This is a genomic window from Paenibacillus sp. H1-7 (genome assembly GCF_022354825.1).
In the GTDB taxonomy this organism is placed as follows: domain Bacteria; phylum Bacillota; class Bacilli; order Paenibacillales; family NBRC-103111; genus Paenibacillus_S.
On record NZ_CP031168.1, the window covers coordinates 4,664,224 to 4,684,138 of the forward strand.

The window sequence follows — 19,915 nt, forward strand, 5'->3', positions numbered from 1 at the left end:
ACGCAACCCTTCTCCTAGTTGGATAAACGTATATTTATGTCGTAATTAGAGGTGTTCAGAAGGCTCAAGCTGAATAAAATTCAAATGTTTCATTCGGTTTATGACAGATAATACTTCATTAATTCTCGGTAATTCAAGCCATCTTTCGAAGCCAGGAAAAAAGGAAGAAAATACAATATCCACTCCTTCTCTCTCCATATCTTCGAGAGCTTTTTTGATCTTTTCATGAAGAAAGATGAGGCGATCCTGATTACTTATAGCGATTTTTCGAATTAAAAAGGCAATAGCTGCAAGCTGGGCGTGTGATGTGATATTGTAAAGCCCTCTGATATCAATTTGTTCATCACCTATCATCATGTATCCCATGGCTGAAACCATCAGCTTTTCTGTACCACTGCCCTGTGGATAGCTCGAAAAGTGATCGGTGGTTATATTTCTTTCTATCTCCCATTTTGTAAGGGGGATACGTTCGCGCGGTTTGTCGTGTTCACATAATTTTTTTGCTTCCCGGGTTACGTTTTTTGGCACAAAATTGTCCATCAGGATGATTTGATCGGCAACGGATAAAAATTCACCGCTACCTCCAATAACAAGAACGGAAGATACGCCAACAGCATCATAAAGCTCCCTTACACGTTCCGTAAAAGGTGTAATGGGTTCATGCTTGATTAATGAACGCATTTTGATGTCTTGAATCATAAAATTCGTCGCACTTCTGTCTTCATCAATAAGAAGAAGCTTACACCCGAAGTTGATTGCCTCCATAATATTTGCGGCTTGAGATGTGGAACCCGAGGCGTAGTCAGTCGAAAACTGTTCGGTCGAACTATTGGGTATCCATTTTATGAAAGGCGTAATATTGATATTTTTTATGGAACGGCCTTCCTCTGCAGATATTTCCATTGCACTTTGATCTGTAATTACAAATTCTCGTCCGTCGCCTATGATGTGATTGTAAATCCCCGAATTTAGTGCGTCCAGCATTGTGCTTTTACCCGAATAACCACCGCCGGTGATCACCGTCACACCATGCTTTATTCCCATTCCTCGCAAACCACAAATTTCAACTTCAACATCTTCGGGGGATGTAAAAGGCAAGGCAACCTCCAGTGGCCCGCTGTTGTCATTATTTCTTGGCAAAATGCTGCCATTCGCAATAAACGCACAATAATCGCTGGATTTCAGCCATTTGCGAATCATATTTTGTATTTTCACCAATTCATAAGCAGCATTTAATTTGATGAGATCAAACTTGGCAATAAACTTCTCCACTTCTTTTGGAAGCATTTTGCAGAGCATACGCATAGCTTTATTATTATCTCTGAATGGAAGTTGAACTGTAATCATTAAGCATAGATACCATTTTTCAGAGATGACTTCGACAAAGGATGCATTACGTTGCAACACCACATTGGTTGGACGAAAACAATAAAAAGCACCATTTTCTTTATCAGAGCGTGACCGGTTATAAATCAATTCATTTAATGCCTCAATATGATCAACCCATTCTCTTAATGCAAAATCTGAGAGAACAACTTGATCCATATTTTCATCTAAGCCGAGACGGTCAAAAGGTATTTTTATGGTGATACATGGTTTATCCAGTGTGAGTTTATGTGTCCGTTCAATGTAATAGGCAACATCATTATTCCAATAGATTGGGTCTGGTTCATAAATCATACTATAAGATGACTGTACGGATTGTAATGAGCGAAAATATTGAGCGAGTCTTTTAATAAAGCATCATCCTTTCATATTTGGAAAGCGGTGAATAACGGGAAACAATGCCGAAGTTGAAACGATATCTCAAGAAGGGGGCCCCTTATCCTTTGGAACAAGGTAACGACGAAACGGATCGCCCCCTAATCTCCAGGTATGAGCCTGCTCAAACATAAGCCGGCACTGTTTGAAATTTTCCGAGAAAAATGAATTCAATCCTAAGTAATTCAAGTCAATACATATTCCCCCTAATAAAATTCGGATCAATTTGTAAGACAAACGATTAATTCCTAACCAATTTCAAAAAAACACTAATGTTGTCTTGACCAACCTTTTGTCCAAAAAAAATAACAGCCACTCCGTAAGTGGCTGTCATAGTCCGGCAAGAAAGCTTAAACGTTCCTTCTGCCTAAATATAAAAGCCCTGAGAGTGAATCCTACCCTCAGAGCCTAATGTATTCGTACAAAATTAACTAAAAAGCAGCATGAGGATACGACGTATATTTTTTTGATTTCATTATCCTCACCCCGTTACGATTTATTTTTACAGCAACACAATCATAACATTAAGATCATCCACAATATAGGGAAAGATTAATTATATTTAACTCAAACCCTGAAATAGGTAAAAGATGCCCCATAGAATGAAAACCCCCAACCGGCACAACTACGGGAGGCTCAAAGCATCCTCGAAGTGAATAGCGGGAAGTCACGAATTGTCCCCAGTGGAAATAATAACCTCTCCGCTTCGATAATAGTCAATGCGGTGGCGTTCCGCCAAGATTTCAATTTGCCTTTAAAAGGAGTCGTTTCACAAACAGAAAGGCCTCAATTTTCCATTTCCGCTTTTCTTTCAGCCTCTTTATGGAAGAGCTGCGTATTCCTGCATTCAGTTTCGCTCATCGGCACTCGGACCGTAAATCCCCGGAAGCGGCACATCAAGCAATCGAAGATAAACCGTCAACTGTCCACGATGATGATACCAGTGATTGAAGAGTACCGAGCGCACTTGCTCAGGGCGCGATGTTTGAAATAAAGCCATACCTTGCATGGTCCATGTAAATGTCTCGCGAAGGCTGCCATCTTCCCATGAACTAAGGATATTCTCCGCTGCTGCGCACTGCTCCTCCAAAGCGGCAACAATTTCCGAAACGGATCCCGCTTCCGGGAACGGCACGTTCGGAACTTCACTAGACGGGGCATTTAGCAGAGCCGCCACTCCTCCAGGCAAGCCGGCCGTATGCAAAGCCAACTGCCCAAGCGACATCGATTTGGCATGCGGCTTCCAAGCCAGGCTAGCTTCTGGAATGCGATCCAGAACACGGCGTGTAGCCAGCTTTTCCCTCCGTAGTTCCTCCAACAAATCCTCTACTGTACTCATAAGTAATCTCCCTCCATAGTCGGTTTACCTCATTATAAAGCGAACTTACAAAAGGAGTTTCTTTTGAATTGCTATGTTACTAAACTTTCTTAGGCATCCGTTCTGATGATTCGTTGTTTACCCCAGTAGATATGCTTCAACCGGAAGTTTTTCTGGCGTGCAGAAAGCGTCTACGGTTACTTTAACGCTTTAAAGTGGTTAAACTTCCAGGATGATTCTGAACAGAAGCCGGGTTCCTGGAATGACCTTGACCAAACGCTCATACACGAAGCTTTTTGCAACATTTATATCAATTGAGTTGCCATCACCAACATCATGTTTGTACCGATTCGTTCAGGTTCAATTAAATTGTTAATCTGGAAACAGATTTCACATTTCCTCTTTGAAGACTATCAAAATCTATCTATCCGACACGCTTCACATTCTCCTGAGGTATGGCCCCTACGGAGCTTCGGCTCCACGGATTTCACAGATACTCATCGGGAATGAGTCAAGTTCTTGCCAATTTCGGATATGGATCAATATTGACATTAATGAGGCCGCCGATTGGTCCGTGGCGGCCTCAAATGAAGCGTTGAACTGTTGTACCCGTTAGTGAAATCAACTATTTAGTACATTTACTTGTTATTATAATTTTTTAAGAGTTCTTCAACCAGTATCCCATTAATCTTCATACCTTTTAGTTCACAATCCAATATCTCTACATTGCTAAGGTCACAGTTTGAAATCTGGCTACTCCTGAGTTCACAATTCTCAAATCTTATAGGCTGACCTGCCGTTTTTGGATTGTAGTGGGGATCTCCTTCTTTAGGGATACCAATGTTACGTATATAGGCTCCACCCATTTGAGCATCAGAAATTTCAAGATTACTCAAATTAGCGTCCGAAATTTTAAAGCCAGTCATATTCACATCATTTAATGCCATCCCACTCATATTTGCATTATTAATTTGCGTTCTTACTAAACAAACATCATTAAAGTTTAAATCCTCTGCTTTAACCTTTTCAAACCGAGACCCAGAAATATCAGCCATTTCTAATTCTAATTTTTCCACCTTCAAATTCATTCTTCAAAGTCCCCTTTCGCAGCTCATTGTTAATCTAACGATTATATTTTCGACATATAAGTAAGATTCCCTTTATTATCCATTTAAGCAAACCGCCCGTTAGCGTAATAAGTTTAGAGCTTTAGTTGTGCAAGGTAGATTAATTATCGGCCTTCTCCCCTTGTACTTCTGTACAACTAAAAATTCTAGCATACTCAACGTTCCCCCAAGCTCGGGATTTTCTCGTTCCAGTCGATGCGGTAATCGTACATCCACGAGAGCGACTGCTTGCTCGAGGTTTTCAAAAAGTGCGGAAGCATCAGATCACGGAAAAAGACCTGAACCGGGTTCGTTGCATGCTTACGCTGTCCGATCATTCTGGAATAACGCACTATCCGCTCCACCCTTTCCTGCCGGAGCATCTGAAATCGGGCAAAGGCCTTATCGAAGTCGTCCATATCTCTTAGGCACTTAGCCAAAACGAAAGCGTCCTCCAGCGCTAGAGATGCGCCTTGCCCGGCATTAGGGGAAACCGCATGAATAGCGTCGCCGATCCACACAGCCCTTCCGCTGTGCCATTCAGGCTGTGTGAGCATATCGTAGATCGGATACAAGCCGATCTCGTCTTCCGTCCGTCGAATGATGTCCGGAATCGGGGACGGATCGCGGCGGTACAGCTCCGTTATCGTTTGCCGCCACTCCGAGGCGGGTATAGATTGCAAATCTTTGCGTGTCGGCGTGCCCGGTATATTCATATTTCCGAACCAGTAGATTTCGCCGTCTTCCTTAACCAAATATCCGAAGAACGCTTTTTTGCCGAACACCATTTGCTGTACCCCTGGCTCGGGGACCAGCTCCTTGCTGCGCGCAAACCCTCCGAAGCTGATCAAACCGGTATAAGACGGCTGAGCAGCATTTGGCAAAAGGATGCTGCGCGACTTGGAGTGAATACCGTCACAGCCGATCAGGAAGTCCCCGGTCGCCGATGTCCCGTCTTGAAAATGTACAATCACTTGATCGGATGTCATTTGAACCTTGACGAGCTTTTTGCCGAGCTCGATAGGGATGCCTTGCCGTTGAGCTTCTTCACGCAGCACCCGGTGAAGCAGGCTCCTTTTGACGGTTACTCCGTGAGGCTCTGCTTCTTTTGTTCCGACGTTTCCCAACCATTTGCCCGAACCGCTTCGAAAGCTCATGACGCGCATTTCAAAGCCCTCCGCAATAAGCGAGCCGTTCACTCCGAGCTCCTCCAGCACACGCAAGCCGTTGCGGCCTACATTCAGGAACAAACCTGCATAATCGTCATGTTCTCTCATAGCTTCAAACACGATCGGCTCGAAACCGGCTCTTTTCACAAACAAGGCGGCCGCCGGTCCGGCGACTCCGCAACCGATAATCAATGCTTTTTTCATTGTTTTCATTGTTTCGTTTCTCCCGTCATTTTGGATATGATGCATATATCTTAATTTTTAAGATATCGTACATCGAAGCTTTGAAAGTATCTTAGTATACAATCGTCATTCTGAAAACAGTCCGAGGTCGTATTCGTTACCAGACCTTGGTCGAGGAAGTCCGGACAGCAGCTGTCCGAGATAAATCCTGATAATTCTTATGATATAATCAAATTTGGAAGGGATGGTAGTAAACCATGGAATTCAATCGACATATGCCGCCGGATCTCAGCAGGTCGCTTCAAGAAGCATCGAAGCGGCTTTCCACCCAAACTATTTTGTTTCATCAGACGGTAGCCGGCCATCTCGGTCTGAACATAACGGACCATAAAATATTGGACATCGTCCTCGGCTTGGGGAGGGCTACGGCTGGACAACTTGCAGAGCTAATGGAACTTACGACCGGCGCGATTACGAGTGCTCTGAATCGGTTGGAGAAATCCGGTTACATTCGCCGTATGAAGGACCCTAGCGACCTCCGCATTGTATGGGTAGAGCCTCTATTTGGCAATCTGCACAATCTCAAGAATGCCTTTTCCCCATTAGCCGAGGCTATGAATGAGCTTTATTCAAGGTACGATGAGGACGAGCTGCGGGTGCTGCTCGATTATCTGGAGAGATCGAACCAAATCCTGATTAACCAGACCCGGCAGTTAAAGAAGCAGGGGCGTAAAGGAGAAGAAACGGAATAGGATAGGTTCCGTCGAACCATGGCGAATATGACTCCTTCGCTCTTTTCGTCCAATTATTATGCAGTTAGTTATGACACGGTTCACCGCGTTGTCTGTAACGGCAAGTTTAAGGCATCCTTCTTCTAGGGTGTCCTCCAGAGAATTTTATCAATGCCACTTTTAAATTGCGGAAGCCTGGCTGGTAATGTCGGGTTCCAGCCACAAGCCTCCGCGACCGCGGCGGTTCGTCCGACGAATGCTCCCAGTATGGGATAATAACGCTCCGCCTCCATGATCAAGAGGGATTCTCCAAGTTCGCGGCGGCGAATTGAAGAAATATTAATAATCCAAGAGGCGTCCATCATCATGCCATTGACCGTACATTTTATTTTCCTTGGTGTTTGTTATAAATTTGTCTAATCTACTCTTGAATAATTCAGGCTGATGTTTATTGCTTTGTATTGTGTCGATCCGAACTCTTTTATAGAGAGCTGGAAAGGCCAAAAAATTCTCATATATGAGCCTCTCCTCTTTTAACCTTTGCTCAATAACCTCATCTATTTTAAAAGAATCGATATTCATATCTGGGAGTACCTTTCTTCCTTCATCACTCATTAACCCCAGCTTTTCGAGGCGGCGGACACGTTCTTTATTCAATTCAGTCCAATGACTTCTTTTGTTTCTAGGAGAAAGTCTCTGCGCCAGTTGGGTTTCCGATATTTTCTTTTTGACTCCATCAATCCAACCAAAACACAATGATTCTTCGACTGAGTCCAAATATAGAATCGTATCAGGCTTTGGCGTCATACTAACGGCTACCCAACAAGCTTTTTCAGTTTTACTATGCTCCTGCAGCCAAATCCTTAATTCTGTTCGCGATTTTACTGGAAGCAGATTTACAATTTCCATAAATATTATTCAATCTCCTTTCCACATGATTTACAACAAATTATAGAGGACGCCATGTAATTATAAAAAAAGAAATAGGACAACAGTCTGTCATACTTCTTCAATAAAGTTGAAATGTGATCTTGTTTGGCTTTTACTTCACAGATGCAGATTTATCTTCGACTTGAAGATCTGCTAAGAGGATATTTCCATGACTTGACCGATGGACATAGCTCTATATTGCCAAAGGACTTGAACCGCGTCTTGGAATTGCTCTTCGCCGCAGCGGATGATTATCGTTAGGTCGGGGGACTTGGATTTTCGGAAGGTGAAATGCTTTTGGGTTAAGAATTGAATCCATAACGTTATGGCTGATGCCAGTAAGAATCCGGCAATAGCAGTGATAAGCCCCCAGATAAGCGGCCCCCAGATCAAACGGTACCCGAAGCTAATCCCGAGAACGGAGAAAGCGGTAGCGCAAGCCATCCCGACTTCAAAGGAAAGCGTTACTTGTTCCGAAGGCTGTCTTAGCTTCTCGACCGGCTTGCTACCCTTGCTTTCTAATGTGACCACCATAATATGGTGCTGGGGGATACCCATTTTCTCAAGAACGGCCAGCGCCTGTTCCACCTCTAATGAATGTTTGAAGTTGCTGATTATTAGCATCCTGCCGCCCTCCATCCATTGGAAAAAGGTATAATTTATAATGAGGGTACCGTTCCCCTAAAAATTGCTTTTGCTCCAGACGAAACAATCCGTTGTTATCCCTTGCCGTCATGAAAGCATCGTACATAGCTCCTCCTATAACGGAAGGCATGAATAACAGCCATTGAGGGTCAAGTACATTCCAGTTCCCTTGAGCATTACCTTGAATAAGAGACAGGAGAACGGCGTGAGACCGGGAAAACGTCATATAAACAAACCACCAGAACAGTCCGTAAAATCCTAAAGCTATACGATTATTATAAAGCTGTCCCAAACCTGGAAACATGAAGGAACAGAGCATCGCAGCCCAAGGCCTTTTGATAGATAAATAAGTGATGTTCAACGAAAGTATCTGATATGGAACCAGTCTGCTGTTCTCCATCATCGCAAGATGATGCAGCTTATTGGCCTCGATACTCTTAATATAGCTATCCCAAATAGCATACATGTACACAAGCATGTAAGCGAATAACCATAAAGGCTCAATTACTTCCTTAGCCATTTCAACTCTGCCGCTGAACGAATAGACAATCGCTTCGTTAATATGCGTCAGTCGGTTAATAATGACTTCCCATAACGACAGTAAAAAGCCGCGAATATATTGATGCAGCAAAAAATGACCAAAGCCGGGAAACGAGGCGGACCACCATACGATAATCCAAGGGTTTTGCCAACGCAAATAGGTTAAGCCATCTTGGCTGTGCAAAAGCATCTGTCTTCTGGGAGGAGATGGTTGATTTACACCGCTCAATGAGTTGAACTCCTTAATAATTTGGAAATATTACATATAGTATGTAGTATTTGGAAGAAAAGTATTCGTCAAAGTGAGTTTAAAATAGAAGGTGAAAAACCAAAGTCCCGCCATAATGGCCTCGATCCTCTCCACGATAACCCATGGCTATGCACAAGGTTTTGATGTAATTGCTTTATTATGGCCGTGATTTCTTCGAACGCAAAAAAAATCGGTTGCTTATGCAACCGATTCCCTTGTTAAGGCACCTTACTTATAATAGGAAGTGCTCACAAGAACCACAAAGCCGCCGCCGTACTGATGATCATCATACAACAGGAGCTTCCATCCCCATTGCTGCCCATTCTTCTTTGGCAGGACCAAAAATCCCCGGTATCATTAAACCGGCTTGCCGCATTAAGACCGTCATTTGACCGCGATGGTGAACCTCATGCATCAGAAATGAGCTTAAAGTAAACCCGTTTTTCCAAGGCTCTCCGTATAGATCAACCTCCTGGAGCAAGGTTTCATCCGTCCATTGGGTGCGAATCGCCTCCAGCATGGACTGAACTGCCGTCCGGTAGGTTGCGGCAATTTCGGCGGCCGATGCCGGCGGTTCGGTATGTTCATACGGTGCATCGAATTTTAGCCCTGTGCGGTGAAGCATTTCTGGAACCGTGGTCACGATATGCCAAGCCAGCCTTCCGAGTGTCCGGTATCCGGGCAGGACTTCCTGATTCAGGGATGCATCGGTCAAGAGATCCATGAGCTTCTGGGTGCCCTCTGCCTCGTAAGAATACTCTTTAATAAAACTTTGCAACGATGTGTACATAATAATAGCCTCCTTGAAATTTATCAAGCTGGACATCTGCCCTACAGCTTTAGTATGTACCATTACCACTGACAACGTATTGTCAGCGATTAATGCATTTTTTTAAAAATCATGTATTCAATTCTACAATCCGCCGTGCTTGTCCGCTAATTTCCTCAGCGAGGGACTTCGGCTCCAGAACTTGCACATTAGGTCCATAACTAAGGATCATCCCGTTAAGCCAAGCATCTGCCGGATGTTCCGATCTTACGAGCAGCGATCCGTCCTCCTCCACCTTCACCTGCTCCGGGCCAAAGTACTCTTCCACTCGGACCCTGACTCTTGGATGAAAACGGAGCACCATTGTGATATAGGACTCGGCACCTCTCTGCCCCCATTTGGCATCCAGATCTTCGAGACGCTCAGGCCGGCGGGGAAACACTTCCATATCAACCTGCAGCTTGCGGATGCGGGACAGCTTGAACGTCCGGCAATCTTGTCTAAGCCTGCAATAAGCGTACAGGTACCAAGCGTTTCCTTTCCAGGCAAGCCCAATAGGTTCTACGGCCCTCACCGCGGTATCCCCTTCGGAACTGGCATAGGTAAGCCATACGACGTTCCGCTTCTTGGCGGCGAGCCGAAGCTCTGCCAGCTTGTCCTTGAACTCTTCCACCCTCGTCATCCAAGGATTCACACCGATAATCAGCTGCTCACCCGCTTCTTCAATCCGGTTCTGCTCGCTTTTGGTAATCAGCGCGGTAATCTTGGTCAATAGATCATCCATTTGCTGATCCTGCAAGGTAGACTGCATTCCTTTCAGGGCCGTTACAATAGACGAGAGATCATCGAAGGTGACGATCTGTCGTTCAATGCGGAATTGATCCATAATCTCAAATCCGCCATCTACCCCGGCAAATGAAGCAATAGGTACTCCGGCGGCATTAATCGCTTCAATATCCCTGTAAATAGTACGCAGCGAGACCTCAAAGCGGTCAGCCAATTCCTGGGCGCCGACCCTCTTACGGCTGAGCAGCAGCATGGTGATACCCAGCAATCGTTGGAACTTCAATGACGTAGACCTCCCGTAATAAGTCTTTAACATGATTTTACCAAACTATTCCTGTTCTATAAACCTTCCTTCGTTCATAAAACTGTGCACGTACACAGCACAAAAAATACCTCCCTGATTGTGCGTTGTATGTGTCGCCGGAGAGGATCTGATAATTCGATTCCTGCTAATGTGCGATCGATTGCGACAGCAGCAGAATATGTCCAAGCAGCCATTAATATATATTCACAAAAGAACTATAGTCGTATCATTGAAAAAATTGTTACTAATGAATGAGATATTAATTATGTAATACGGAGGAAAAACATGTTTAAACCTGATCCTGCTAATACAGCAATTGTCATTACGGATCCACAAAATGATTTTCTTTCTCCTGGAGGTAAAGGCTACCATTTAACTAAAAATATTATTGAGCGTTACAACACACTACATAACCTTGAAATTCTAATTGGTACAGCCATGAGCAAAGGATATCAACTTTTTATATCCCCCCATTATATTTATCCGCATGATTATAGTTGGAAATTTACTGGAGCTGAACAAGAAATGTTATTAAAACTTCGAGTATTTCAAAAGCATAATGACTACACTTCAATAGGAGCTGACTGGGTTCCATCACTTAAGCCATATATTTTAGCTAATACTACAGTCATTGCCACCGCACATAAGATTGCTAGTCCGCAGAGCAATGATCTGGTTTACCAATTACGTCAGCATAGTAAAGAAAAGATCATTTTGGCAGGTGTCCTATCCAACATTTGTGTAGAATCACATATGAGAGACTTAATCGAAAATGGATTCCAAACAGCTGTTGTTTATGATGCCACCGCCACTACAAGCGAAATGGATTTTCAAGCAGCTGTTACAAATTATCAAGCATTCAGCAGTGCTACGTGGTCAACTCAACAGGCGATCTCTCAATTATAAATCTATCCAGTAACTCTTTCATGGAAATTCTATATTTCGTGATTGAAAAAGAGGAGCCAACCTGTCTCCTCCATTCTGTTTAACTTTCGTGCTCCTTTTCCCCAAACCTCTTTTTTCAGTTGCCAAGTCGATTCTACCTGTGTTCAGGAGAAAAACATGCCTCAACCCAATTGAAAACAGGAGAAAAAACCGACAATGAGAAAGAAAACACCTTTAAGCCCCATCTTCATGGGCCGAAAGGTGTTAAACGGTGTTCCGTACTGGGGTAAACGCTTCTAAATAATTGGATGATCCAACTCTCATCGGGAAGCGGTATTAACCTCATTACCAGTATTTCCGCGGTAGGCATGCGAATGAGGGTGCTGGCCGTTAATCGTTGTATGCCCTTCAAATGCATGATAATGACCGCCGCCGGGAAGAGCAATAGCCGGACCCGTAGTTCCTTGAATGATGTGGGTGTGACCGGAATCTAACGAGGTCATGGCATAATAACCATGCACATGAGGCACTCCTGTCGGGGCGGGAGCAGTCCAGGCAGCATACCGATGGGAATGGCCATCTTCTACGGAGGTTACTCCGGAGAAAGGATGCACATGGACAGCCCTTCCATTCCAGGAGGTTATATACAATCTGTGCGAATGAGAATCGTCGTCTCCAGAATCCAAGACAAATCCGGTAACAGGAATTTTCATAAAGACTCCTTTCAGCAGCAGATGGTTAAAATACGGAGTAGTGTATGTAGGCCGGTGTTTGTCTGGAAACGGCAAGAGCCTAGCAATAAAGGTCCAATGACAAAAGTCCCGAGAAAAGCCAAAGCCTACATCCTCCACGTCCAAATATTCATCCGTTTTGCTTCGGTAATATATTGCCGACGATTGGTGCAGGATTCGTCCAGATAGGATTGCAGATGCTCTGAACTTGATGTATCAATTAAAAGGAAAAATGAAAAGGGCGCCGCTGCAGGACGCCCTTAATCTATATATGTGTTTGCCGTCATGACCATTTCTATCCAATTTTTGACTGCGGGCAAATGAAAAGAGAATCGCCTCTGTCAAACCGGTTTGTCTATGCCCGACTTAGTAAGCGTCGGCAATAACGATCTCATCCAGGTATAGACTGTCACTCGGACCTCCTGACGGGCTATATACCTCGAGATAAACACTTGCAGTCCCGTTCGGCGCGGCAATGTTAGCAACAGCCTGCTGCCAGTTAGTCGATAACCCACTTAGCGGTATAAGATCGGTTTGAATTAGTGTCTGGCTTCTATCAAACCATTTAACCCTGAGCGTCACCTCGGATATCGATCCGGTACCTTGCTTGGCCCAATAACTCACCCGCTTATTGCCAGAACTTGCCGTAAACCCTGGCCAATTTGCGGCTACTATGCCCCAACCCCATGGATCCCTTACGTCTACTCGAAGGCTGCCGGTCCCACGATGCGCTTCGTATGTCGATGCAATAACAGAAGCGGAATACCAGGACTGCCACTGACCGGCCGAGGTTTCTCCACCAGCTGTGTCGGCATCAAGCGCATTAGGCGCATCACCTACTACCATGTCGTCCAGGTAAAAATAATCTCCCGGATCCCCCAATCCGATAAGTGAGACGAGCACGGTTGATGCTCCTTCAGGTGCATCAACCAATGCAGACGATTGCTGCCACGCGGTCGTCAGAGCAGGTGATTTCAGTTCGTTCGTTTGCAGTACCTTCTTGTTACTATCCAGCCATTTTACAATCATCCTGGGTTGTATGCTTGTCCCCGAACCAAGCTTTCCCCAGAAGCTAAGCTTCTTCAATCCTGCTGTCGTAGAAAACCCGGGCCAATTCGAAACCACTCCCCAGCCCCATGGGTCGGTAACATCGATACGAAGACTGTGCGTTCCGCTATTCACCTCGTATGTAGACTGCGAGATTGTTGCAGAATACCAGTTTTTCCATCCTCCGATAGAACCTTCTAGAGTAGCCGTATCCGCGTCCAGATCATTTGCAGCAGGTGCTGCCGGCGGCGGCGTCCCGCCGCTTGTACCGCCAAAGTCAGGATCACCGTTGAATGTGCTATTCATATCTTGGCTGAATGGCGCAGATCTCCAAGTATTAAAAGACACGGCCTCTCCGTATCCTTTGGCAAAGCGCCAATTACCAAAGTATTGATTATCATGAAAGCGGTTATTGTTCCCGAACATCACATCATTTTGAATACCAGCAACGGTATAGGGCGACCAAGGTATATTATCGGCTCCAGTTGCAATCAAAGCCTGTACACCGCAGTAAGTACCCGCGCAAGGCACAACATTCTCGTCAAAATGAAACTCGTTGTTGTTTACCTCAATATCGCTTGCATGCCAGCGGCAGTCAGTCCTGTATGGTTCGGCGGCAATATCGGTATAGCAAGGATGCGTGTCACTAATCGGATTCGGGTAATCATAGTTGTGGGAGTCGGGAATAATCGTTGGGACCACGAATGGCGTACAGTATCCCTTACTTGTATTGCCGTTTGAATTACAGAATCGGTTTGCATTTTCGTAGATAGATACGCCGGAGAAATTATTGATGAACGAATTGTTGTAAATTCGGATCTTTGGCGCCCCGCTTACAGTCGAAGCAAGACGTGCGTCACCGCCCGATTCGGAAAGGTAAATGGCCGGACCGGGCGACCCTTGATTGTTATTTCCGCTTGCCCATGCATTGCGGCTGATCGTATTGCTTCGGATCGTAGCGTTGTAACTAATTTCGTACCAAATGCCTTCACCGTCGTTATGGTCAATCCAATTCCCTTCAATCAGGAAATCGATGTTATTCGTATCTGCCCACAGGCCGGTTCCTTTGTTATCGTGTATGTAGTTGCTGGTTATCTTCGCGCCCTCCACATCCCAAAATTTACCGCCACCTGTACAACCGCATCCGGGAATCTGAGCTTCCCAGTTATCCGTATTATTGCCGGTAATTTCGTTATGGTCGAGCACGATATTTTTAATCGCCGAATCTCCTTCAATTGGAGGTTTATACATACTAAAGCCATACTGACCGTTATCCTTCAGGCAATTGTAACGGATAACATTATCAGTGCCTAGAAATACGCCTGCGCCGTCATTATTGGAAATCGTGTTATATTGAACGGTCCAACCGGTACCGGCATCGTGGTTGACGACGCCTTCGTTATTGTTATCATTGCCTCGGCCAAAGTTTGTGATGGTGAGATGCTGGATGGTTACGTTCGGCACGTCGCCCGTGAATGCATACAAATTAGTATTCCGTCCATCGAGAATTGCACCTGGAGCTCCAATATAGGTCGTGTTGGCCTTCGCTTGAATCTGACCATATATATCATTTGCAAGCGTGTGTGTGCCTGGCTCAAACCAGAACGTAGCCCCTGGCCGATTGAAATCGAAGCTGCTGTTATCCCCTGCCGGGACTATCACAGCCCCATCGGGAGCGACGCTTGGACCACTTAATAATCTCGTATCGCTACATACAGCCGCTGGCGGTGAAGTAGGCCAAGAAACATCAGCATAGGCATAATTGACGAAGGATGGCATAATGGTTCCAGCGAAAAAAAGCGTCAACAGCACGACAATGAACATAGTGCTATGACGATGACGAATGGCTTGCATTGGGCACTCTACCTTTCTTGGTTATATTTTCCTACCATAGTGCCCTTCTTTGACACAATTCGTCAATGATTATAAAGCCTCATTCGTTGGGTGGGTTTATTGGCCTATTAATACTTATTTATCTAAAGAGGAGTAAACTGTTTCTAGGTAAGCAACTGAAACTTGTTCCGCCTCTCTTTTATTTTCGAAATTTCCTAAATGCTGACGAAGTTGTTGATAGAGTCGAATGGTCATTTGTAAAGCGTGGTAACAGCTCTCAGTACTGTGGTTTGGAATAGTATCCTTTAGTTCGTCAAGTCCTTCGCTCACATATTTTTCGAGTCTTCTTACTCCCGACGGAAGTTCACCGTTCTTGATAAGATACAATGGTCCAAGAACTGCGTTTCGCATATAGGTAACGTGATCGATTAACTCGAACAATTCTCCCCTCCCAAGTTTTGTCGCACCATAATGCACCCATACCCAAAATCGATCCTCGATCCATTGGGGACTGGGGTATGGATAGATTGGTGAGGTCCTTTGAATTAAAGCACTGATTTCGTCTCCTCTCTCCCAAAGGATTATAGGATTCTCAACCCTTTGTTCAAGTTCCTGAACGGTAACAAACTTTAAATCAACATGTAGTGGCGGTGGTCCATATAAGCAAATCACCACACGCGGTTCTCCCACATGTTCGCCTGTAAAGCCAGATAACAAGTTGCCCAGCTTTTCTGCAATTCGTACACGTTGATTCATTATCTCTTCTTGGTATCCAGCATCGTATACTACAATTAAATCCAAATCGCTGTACTCATCCATAGTACTTGTAATCATGGAACCACCTGCAAGAAGTCCAAGAATTCGATGGTCCTGAAGAAGCTTCTCTTTGGCGAGATTAATAAAATCTTCATGCATTTGTAAAGGCATTTATACCACCCCTAAAATAGTGACCCTAAAAAGGGCATTAGATCAGTATATCAAGTGACTCATCACCAGTCAAACAGTATATTATGCCGAACATAAAATACCAAAATCCATTATTTGACATCATTCTATTTAGTTTCATCTCATATATAGTGAGTCTCGTAATTGTGAGGTCTATATTCCTTCATAGCGCCTTCCCAATCTTGCACCGGAATCAATTTTGAAATTCATCCATTTATTATATTCTGAATGACCAAGTGCTGCGTTAATTTAAGCAGTATCGAAGTAATGGCAATGCTTCTTTAACTAAATGGTCCTTAATTTTTAATATTTGAGCGAAAGGTAAGCGAACTTCTTTTTCAGATTGTCTTGCCTTAGCCACTAAAGTACACCCCATAAAAAGGGTGTCACCATCTAATGTAGCAACCATGTTCTCGATGTTTATGGAACTCCAGGTATTATGCATTGTATTAAAGAGTCTTTTGAGTTCTTCATACCCACACCTATCTCCCGGATAAGGTAGCAATGCAGCTTCATGAACAACGAGATCGGGGTGAAAGGCATATTTAGTGCCGCTGAAGTTATTTCCGTCTGAACGCATACATTCCATTTCGGCTGAAAACATTCGATTTAATATTTCCATTTCCTTTGTGCTGTAGTTGCTTAAAGTATTATTCATTCATATAATCCTCCAATCATTTTGACTCCGCTCCGTCTTCATTATAGAACATAGGAACTTTCGATTTGTTGCTGTTATATTCCCCACGGAATTGATGCAGAAGATTATATAACAATTGTTTTTCAACCTGTTTGTTTGGCTTAGCATCCTTTATTCTAGGCATGCCCCACTCACTTCCACATGCGCTCCGTGACGAAATATGCTTTAATATACCAAAGGAGCGTGATTCAATGGACATCAAATCGTTTCTATATCCTAAGAGCGAGGTCTCTTACCTCATGACATCCTCAAATATGAAAGAAGCCATGGATAAATTGGAGGCGAGCAACTATACGGCCATTCCGATATTGGACGACAATGGCTTATATTTCGGAACGCTATCTGAGGGAGATTTATTATGGAAACTGAAAGCCACACCCGGCCTCGGCTTCGATACGATGCACGAAATTCCTGTCGTCTCTATCAAAAAACGGATGAAAGTCGAATGCGTCGAGATCAACGCCGATTTGGACGATATGCTGGCGTTGGCGGCCGATCAGAACTTCGTTCCAGTAGTAGACGCCGACCGCGTCTTCCTCGGAATCATTCGCCGCAAAGATATCATCGAATACTATACCCGAAATATTACTGATTAGTTGATCTTGTGTATCATGAAGGCTGCCGTTCGCTGACAGCCTTCTCTTTGATCTCAAAACGAGTGATCTCAACGGACTGCTGCAGTTCATGCGAGAAAGTTACCGCTTACTACGAGCATATCTTAAGGGGGCAGGTGATTTACCCGCTTTGGCCGATACGGAAAAATAACTCATCTCAACCGGTGAAACGGGCTTTGGTTTCGGTTCTCCCACTCTTTTCTCTGATAAGCTGTCTAAACCTTCATCCGAGCAGTCCCGTCGGTATTTCCCCTCCTCCAGCTTCATGTCGATAAAATCGACGACCTGTTGCAGCGAAGCGATTTGGCTCACCATATTTTTACGGTGGCTTCTTAAGAGTTCCACCAGTTCGGGATATTCCGCGGGATCGGTATCGGCGGAGACCCCCAAAAAGGGCCGCATTTCTTCTAGCGGCATCCCCGTTTTTTTAAGGCATGCTATCAGCCGGATCGTATTGATATCCTCCTGCCGGTAGATGCGGTGCCCGTTGTCCTTCCGCTCTGCACGAGGCAGCAGCGCGATCTTTTCGTAATAACGGATCGTATCCTCAGTAATTCCGGTTTGTTCGGCGGTTTGCTTTATCGTAAAGGTTTGCTCTTCCTTCATCCTGTTCCCTCCCGGAGATTGTTTTTTGTGCATTATACATCTTGGAGCTGGCTCCAAGTCAAGTCTCCTATCCTTAGAAAAAACTTTGTTTTAGCGCCTTGACTTGGAGTCGACTTCAAGTTATAGAATGTGCGCTATCAGAGCAAATATCACGATATCAGGAGGGGATGCACAATGAACAGGAACCCACATGAACATATCGCATTGATTACAGGTGCAAGCGCGGGGATTGGGTTGGAATTAACCCGGAAAATGCTATCGGAGGACTGGCAGGTGGTTGCTTTGAACCGTTCCGACTTTCCAGTGGACGATCTGAACATCCAAAATGCGGTCAAGACTGGATCGCTTCGAATTTATAAAACAGATGATCTTGCTGATTATGCCAGCTTGAGGCGTACTCTGGAAGAGATCAAAAGCAAGGAGCAGCGGATCGATATTTTGTTCAATAACGCCGGAGGGTCCTTTCCCAAGCTGAGCTATTCGAAACAAGGACGCGAGAAGCATTATGAGCTGTTGACGGTCGTTCCGTATATTATTCTGATGGAGTTGAAGGAACTTCTAAAAATCGGTGCCTTAAAAACGGTGATCAATACCTCATCTTCAGCGCTAAAATTTACAAAAGAGTTTACTATCGATATCCTGGAACGTCCCAAAACCTTCCGCAAGCTGCTTGGTCCTTACGCAACCTCAAAGCTAGCTCTTTCACTGTGGACTCAGGCCATCGCTTCTCAGCTTGCCAAGGACGACATTAAGATCCGCAGCGTTGACCCAGGCAGCAACAATACGCTAAGAAAAGGGAAACAATCCGGACTGCCCCTTTTGGTTAAAGTGTTAATGAAGCTATTTTTTTCACCACCTAGTCACGGCGCCAACAATCTGTATGAAGGGGCTCTCGGTGAACACCGGAATAAGACTGGGGTGTATTTGCTGAAAGGTCAGGTTGCGGAATTAAAATTTAATAACCAGGCGCGGAACGTTTTGGAAAGAATTCAAGCGATCTATGAACATGAATTTTTGAAACGTAATGTTTAAAATTGACGGCTAAAGCAGCCGATCCTATTGACCGGCTGCGTCGTAACATTATTGAACGATCTTACCCGTTAGCGTGTTGCCTAATCGCTCCCAGAAGGTTAACTGCATGCTCTGCAACGAATAAGAAGGTGAAGATATGCAGCAATATGATCGGCGACAGGACCGTCTCAACGGCCAGGCCGAAGCTGTGATTGCTCATATGTTGCAGAGTTCTCTACATAAACAGCGCAGTCGCGGCCAGACCGCTCGGACTTCGCTGCGGCTTTCGCACTCCAGAAGCCCCTGTGTGAAACCCTTAACTGGTTTTAACAAACCAGATGCGATTGCTGGAATAACTAGGCATAGAATTGGAATAATAACCATGGTTAAGGAGGGCGAAAAAGTTGGAAAAATTAAAACAGAACCTGGAACAGAAAAACGCAGCGGTCATCGTTGTGGATATGCAAAACGATTATTGCCATCCAGATGGAGCGATTGCCAAAAGTGGGATCGATGTCAGCGCGGTCAATAAAATAATACCGAGATTGCGCAGCTTGTTGGATGCGGCAAAAGCGCACTCGGTTCCAATCATTTTCCTGCAGACGAATCATGAGAAGGTTACTGATTCCGAGGTTTGGCTTTCCCGCTTTCCAGACGGCGTTAACCCAATTTGCCACACGGGCAGCTGGGGAGCAGAATTTTACGAAGTTGCGCCGCAGCATGACGACATCATCGTGAAGAAGCATCGTTACAGCGGGTTCGTACATACTAGACTGGAGTCCGTATTGCAAACTCTTAAAATCGAAACCTTAATTATAACGGGTGTCAGCACAAATCTTTGCGTGGAATCAACCGCCAGGCAGGGGTTTATGCTGGATTATCGGATTGTCCTCATGAGCGATGCTTGCGCGGCTTTTTCGCAAGAAGAACACGATATGAGCTTAAAAACCGTAGACACCTATTTCGGAATGGTAACAGATACGGAACAGGTTGTTTCCTTTTGGCAGCTGCAAGCGCCTCATTCTCCCCAACTTATTACCTAAACGGTTGAAGG

19 protein-coding genes are annotated in these 19,915 nt (G+C 44.7%); 5 read left to right on the forward strand and 14 right to left on the reverse strand.

The window, feature by feature from the left end; translation table 11 throughout:
• Nucleotides 1–45: 45 nt before the first annotated feature.
• The 4 genes from DVH26_RS20700 to DVH26_RS20715 all read right to left on the reverse strand — a co-directional run bounded on the left by DVH26_RS20700 (nt 46) and on the right by DVH26_RS20715 (nt 5,567).
• Entirely contained in the window at nt 46–1,680 is a 1,635-nt protein-coding gene (locus DVH26_RS20700; protein ID WP_239624844.1) for an ABC-ATPase domain-containing protein, read from the reverse strand.
• A 928-nt stretch (nt 1,681–2,608) separates the two neighbouring features.
• Complete coding sequence (locus DVH26_RS20705) at nt 2,609–3,100, reverse strand: DinB family protein (RefSeq protein WP_239624847.1); 492 nt, start codon at nt 3,098–3,100, stop codon at nt 2,609–2,611.
• A 617-nt stretch (nt 3,101–3,717) separates the two neighbouring features.
• The gene (locus DVH26_RS20710; RefSeq protein WP_239624849.1) at nt 3,718–4,167 is read right to left on the reverse strand and encodes a pentapeptide repeat-containing protein; all 450 of its coding nucleotides are present in this window, start codon (nt 4,165–4,167) and stop codon (nt 3,718–3,720) included.
• A gap of 194 nt (nt 4,168–4,361) precedes the next feature.
• On the reverse strand, nt 4,362–5,567 hold the full coding sequence (locus DVH26_RS20715; protein ID WP_239624852.1) for an FAD-dependent oxidoreductase: 1,206 nt from the start codon (nt 5,565–5,567) through the stop codon (nt 4,362–4,364).
• A 227-nt stretch (nt 5,568–5,794) separates the two neighbouring features.
• Here DVH26_RS20715 and DVH26_RS20720 point away from each other — a divergent pair, with 227 nt between their 5' ends.
• Nucleotides 5,795–6,289: a MarR family winged helix-turn-helix transcriptional regulator gene (locus DVH26_RS20720; protein WP_239624854.1), complete on the forward strand. Its 495-nt coding sequence runs from the start codon at nt 5,795–5,797 to the stop codon at nt 6,287–6,289.
• A 318-nt stretch (nt 6,290–6,607) separates the two neighbouring features.
• On the opposite strand, the gene DVH26_RS20725 is transcribed toward DVH26_RS20720, so the two are convergent.
• The 5 genes from DVH26_RS20725 to DVH26_RS20745 form a co-directional block, all read right to left on the reverse strand.
• Nucleotides 6,608–7,177, reverse strand: a complete 570-nt coding sequence (locus DVH26_RS20725; RefSeq protein WP_239624856.1) for a YdeI/OmpD-associated family protein — start codon at nt 7,175–7,177, stop codon at nt 6,608–6,610.
• A gap of 174 nt (nt 7,178–7,351) precedes the next feature.
• On the reverse strand, nt 7,352–7,822 hold the full coding sequence (locus DVH26_RS20730) for a hypothetical protein (RefSeq protein WP_239624859.1): 471 nt from the start codon (nt 7,820–7,822) through the stop codon (nt 7,352–7,354).
• The gene (locus DVH26_RS20735; RefSeq protein WP_239624861.1) at nt 7,761–8,612 is read right to left on the reverse strand and encodes a DUF5683 domain-containing protein; all 852 of its coding nucleotides are present in this window, start codon (nt 8,610–8,612) and stop codon (nt 7,761–7,763) included. The genes DVH26_RS20730 and DVH26_RS20735 overlap by 62 nt, the downstream gene beginning before the upstream one ends.
• Before the next feature lie 307 nt (nt 8,613–8,919).
• The gene (locus DVH26_RS20740; protein ID WP_239624863.1) at nt 8,920–9,423 is read right to left on the reverse strand and encodes a DinB family protein; all 504 of its coding nucleotides are present in this window, start codon (nt 9,421–9,423) and stop codon (nt 8,920–8,922) included.
• 109 nt (nt 9,424–9,532) lie between these two features.
• Complete coding sequence (locus tag DVH26_RS20745; protein WP_239624865.1) at nt 9,533–10,471, reverse strand: helix-turn-helix transcriptional regulator; 939 nt, start codon at nt 10,469–10,471, stop codon at nt 9,533–9,535.
• Between the two features lie 306 nt (nt 10,472–10,777).
• Here DVH26_RS20745 and DVH26_RS20750 point away from each other — a divergent pair, with 306 nt between their 5' ends.
• The gene (locus DVH26_RS20750) at nt 10,778–11,398 is read left to right on the forward strand and encodes a cysteine hydrolase family protein (protein ID WP_239624868.1); all 621 of its coding nucleotides are present in this window, start codon (nt 10,778–10,780) and stop codon (nt 11,396–11,398) included.
• A 299-nt stretch (nt 11,399–11,697) separates the two neighbouring features.
• Here DVH26_RS20750 and DVH26_RS20755 read toward each other — a convergent pair whose 3' ends face one another.
• The 4 genes from DVH26_RS20755 to DVH26_RS20770 all read right to left on the reverse strand — a co-directional run bounded on the left by DVH26_RS20755 (nt 11,698) and on the right by DVH26_RS20770 (nt 16,591).
• Nucleotides 11,698–12,090 (reverse strand): YmaF family protein, encoded by a 393-nt coding sequence (locus tag DVH26_RS20755; RefSeq protein ID WP_239624870.1) that lies wholly within the window; start codon nt 12,088–12,090, stop codon nt 11,698–11,700.
• Between the two features lie 384 nt (nt 12,091–12,474).
• A complete protein-coding gene (locus DVH26_RS20760; protein ID WP_239624872.1) occupies nt 12,475–15,009 on the reverse strand; it encodes a right-handed parallel beta-helix repeat-containing protein in 2,535 nt (844 codons plus the stop codon).
• Between the two features lie 114 nt (nt 15,010–15,123).
• A complete protein-coding gene (locus DVH26_RS20765) occupies nt 15,124–15,915 on the reverse strand; it encodes a nucleotidyltransferase domain-containing protein (RefSeq protein ID WP_239624874.1) in 792 nt (263 codons plus the stop codon).
• Nucleotides 15,916–16,177: 262 nt separating this feature from the next.
• Complete coding sequence (locus tag DVH26_RS20770; protein ID WP_239624877.1) at nt 16,178–16,591, reverse strand: nuclear transport factor 2 family protein; 414 nt, start codon at nt 16,589–16,591, stop codon at nt 16,178–16,180.
• Between the two features lie 230 nt (nt 16,592–16,821).
• Between DVH26_RS20770 and DVH26_RS20775 the strand changes: the two genes are divergently transcribed.
• Nucleotides 16,822–17,226: a CBS domain-containing protein gene (locus DVH26_RS20775; protein ID WP_239624879.1), complete on the forward strand. Its 405-nt coding sequence runs from the start codon at nt 16,822–16,824 to the stop codon at nt 17,224–17,226.
• 99 nt (nt 17,227–17,325) lie between these two features.
• Here DVH26_RS20775 and DVH26_RS20780 read toward each other — a convergent pair whose 3' ends face one another.
• Complete coding sequence (locus DVH26_RS20780) at nt 17,326–17,850, reverse strand: MerR family transcriptional regulator (RefSeq protein WP_239624881.1); 525 nt, start codon at nt 17,848–17,850, stop codon at nt 17,326–17,328.
• Nucleotides 17,851–18,024: 174 nt separating this feature from the next.
• On the opposite strand from DVH26_RS20780, the gene DVH26_RS20785 reads away from it, so the two are divergent.
• Together DVH26_RS20785 and DVH26_RS20790 are read left to right on the forward strand one after the other, a co-directional pair.
• On the forward strand, nt 18,025–18,882 hold the full coding sequence (locus DVH26_RS20785) for an SDR family NAD(P)-dependent oxidoreductase (RefSeq protein WP_239635446.1): 858 nt from the start codon (nt 18,025–18,027) through the stop codon (nt 18,880–18,882).
• Between the two features lie 383 nt (nt 18,883–19,265).
• Entirely contained in the window at nt 19,266–19,904 is a 639-nt protein-coding gene (locus DVH26_RS20790; RefSeq protein WP_239624884.1) for a cysteine hydrolase family protein, read from the forward strand.
• Nucleotides 19,905–19,915 lie beyond the last annotated feature (11 nt).

Bases quoted from the DNA above. Each gene is read 5' to 3' on its own strand.
- DVH26_RS20715 (WP_239624852.1), bottom strand. From the start codon at position 5,567: ATGAAAACAATGAAAAAAGCATTGATTATCGGTTGCGGAGTCGCCGGA.
- DVH26_RS20725 (WP_239624856.1), bottom strand. From the start codon at position 7,177: ATGGAAATTGTAAATCTGCTTCCAGTAAAATCGCGAACAGAATTAAGG.
- DVH26_RS20775 (WP_239624879.1), top strand. From the start codon at position 16,822: ATGGACATCAAATCGTTTCTATATCCTAAGAGCGAGGTCTCTTACCTC.
- DVH26_RS20710 (WP_239624849.1), bottom strand. From the start codon at position 4,167: ATGAATTTGAAGGTGGAAAAATTAGAATTAGAAATGGCTGATATTTCT.
- DVH26_RS20700 (WP_239624844.1), bottom strand. From the start codon at position 1,680: ATGATTTATGAACCAGACCCAATCTATTGGAATAATGATGTTGCCTAT.
- DVH26_RS20755 (WP_239624870.1), bottom strand. From the start codon at position 12,090: ATGAAAATTCCTGTTACCGGATTTGTCTTGGATTCTGGAGACGACGAT.
- DVH26_RS20740 (WP_239624863.1), bottom strand. From the start codon at position 9,423: ATGTACACATCGTTGCAAAGTTTTATTAAAGAGTATTCTTACGAGGCA.
- DVH26_RS20785 (WP_239635446.1), top strand. From the start codon at position 18,025: ATGAACAGGAACCCACATGAACATATCGCATTGATTACAGGTGCAAGC.
- DVH26_RS20705 (WP_239624847.1), bottom strand. From the start codon at position 3,100: ATGAGTACAGTAGAGGATTTGTTGGAGGAACTACGGAGGGAAAAGCTG.
- DVH26_RS20770 (WP_239624877.1), bottom strand. From the start codon at position 16,591: ATGAATAATACTTTAAGCAACTACAGCACAAAGGAAATGGAAATATTA.
- DVH26_RS20780 (WP_239624881.1), bottom strand. From the start codon at position 17,850: ATGAAGGAAGAGCAAACCTTTACGATAAAGCAAACCGCCGAACAAACC.
- DVH26_RS20730 (WP_239624859.1), bottom strand. From the start codon at position 7,822: ATGCTAATAATCAGCAACTTCAAACATTCATTAGAGGTGGAACAGGCG.
- DVH26_RS20760 (WP_239624872.1), bottom strand. From the start codon at position 15,009: ATGCAAGCCATTCGTCATCGTCATAGCACTATGTTCATTGTCGTGCTG.
- DVH26_RS20750 (WP_239624868.1), top strand. From the start codon at position 10,778: ATGTTTAAACCTGATCCTGCTAATACAGCAATTGTCATTACGGATCCA.
- DVH26_RS20765 (WP_239624874.1), bottom strand. From the start codon at position 15,915: ATGCCTTTACAAATGCATGAAGATTTTATTAATCTCGCCAAAGAGAAG.
- DVH26_RS20720 (WP_239624854.1), top strand. From the start codon at position 5,795: ATGGAATTCAATCGACATATGCCGCCGGATCTCAGCAGGTCGCTTCAA.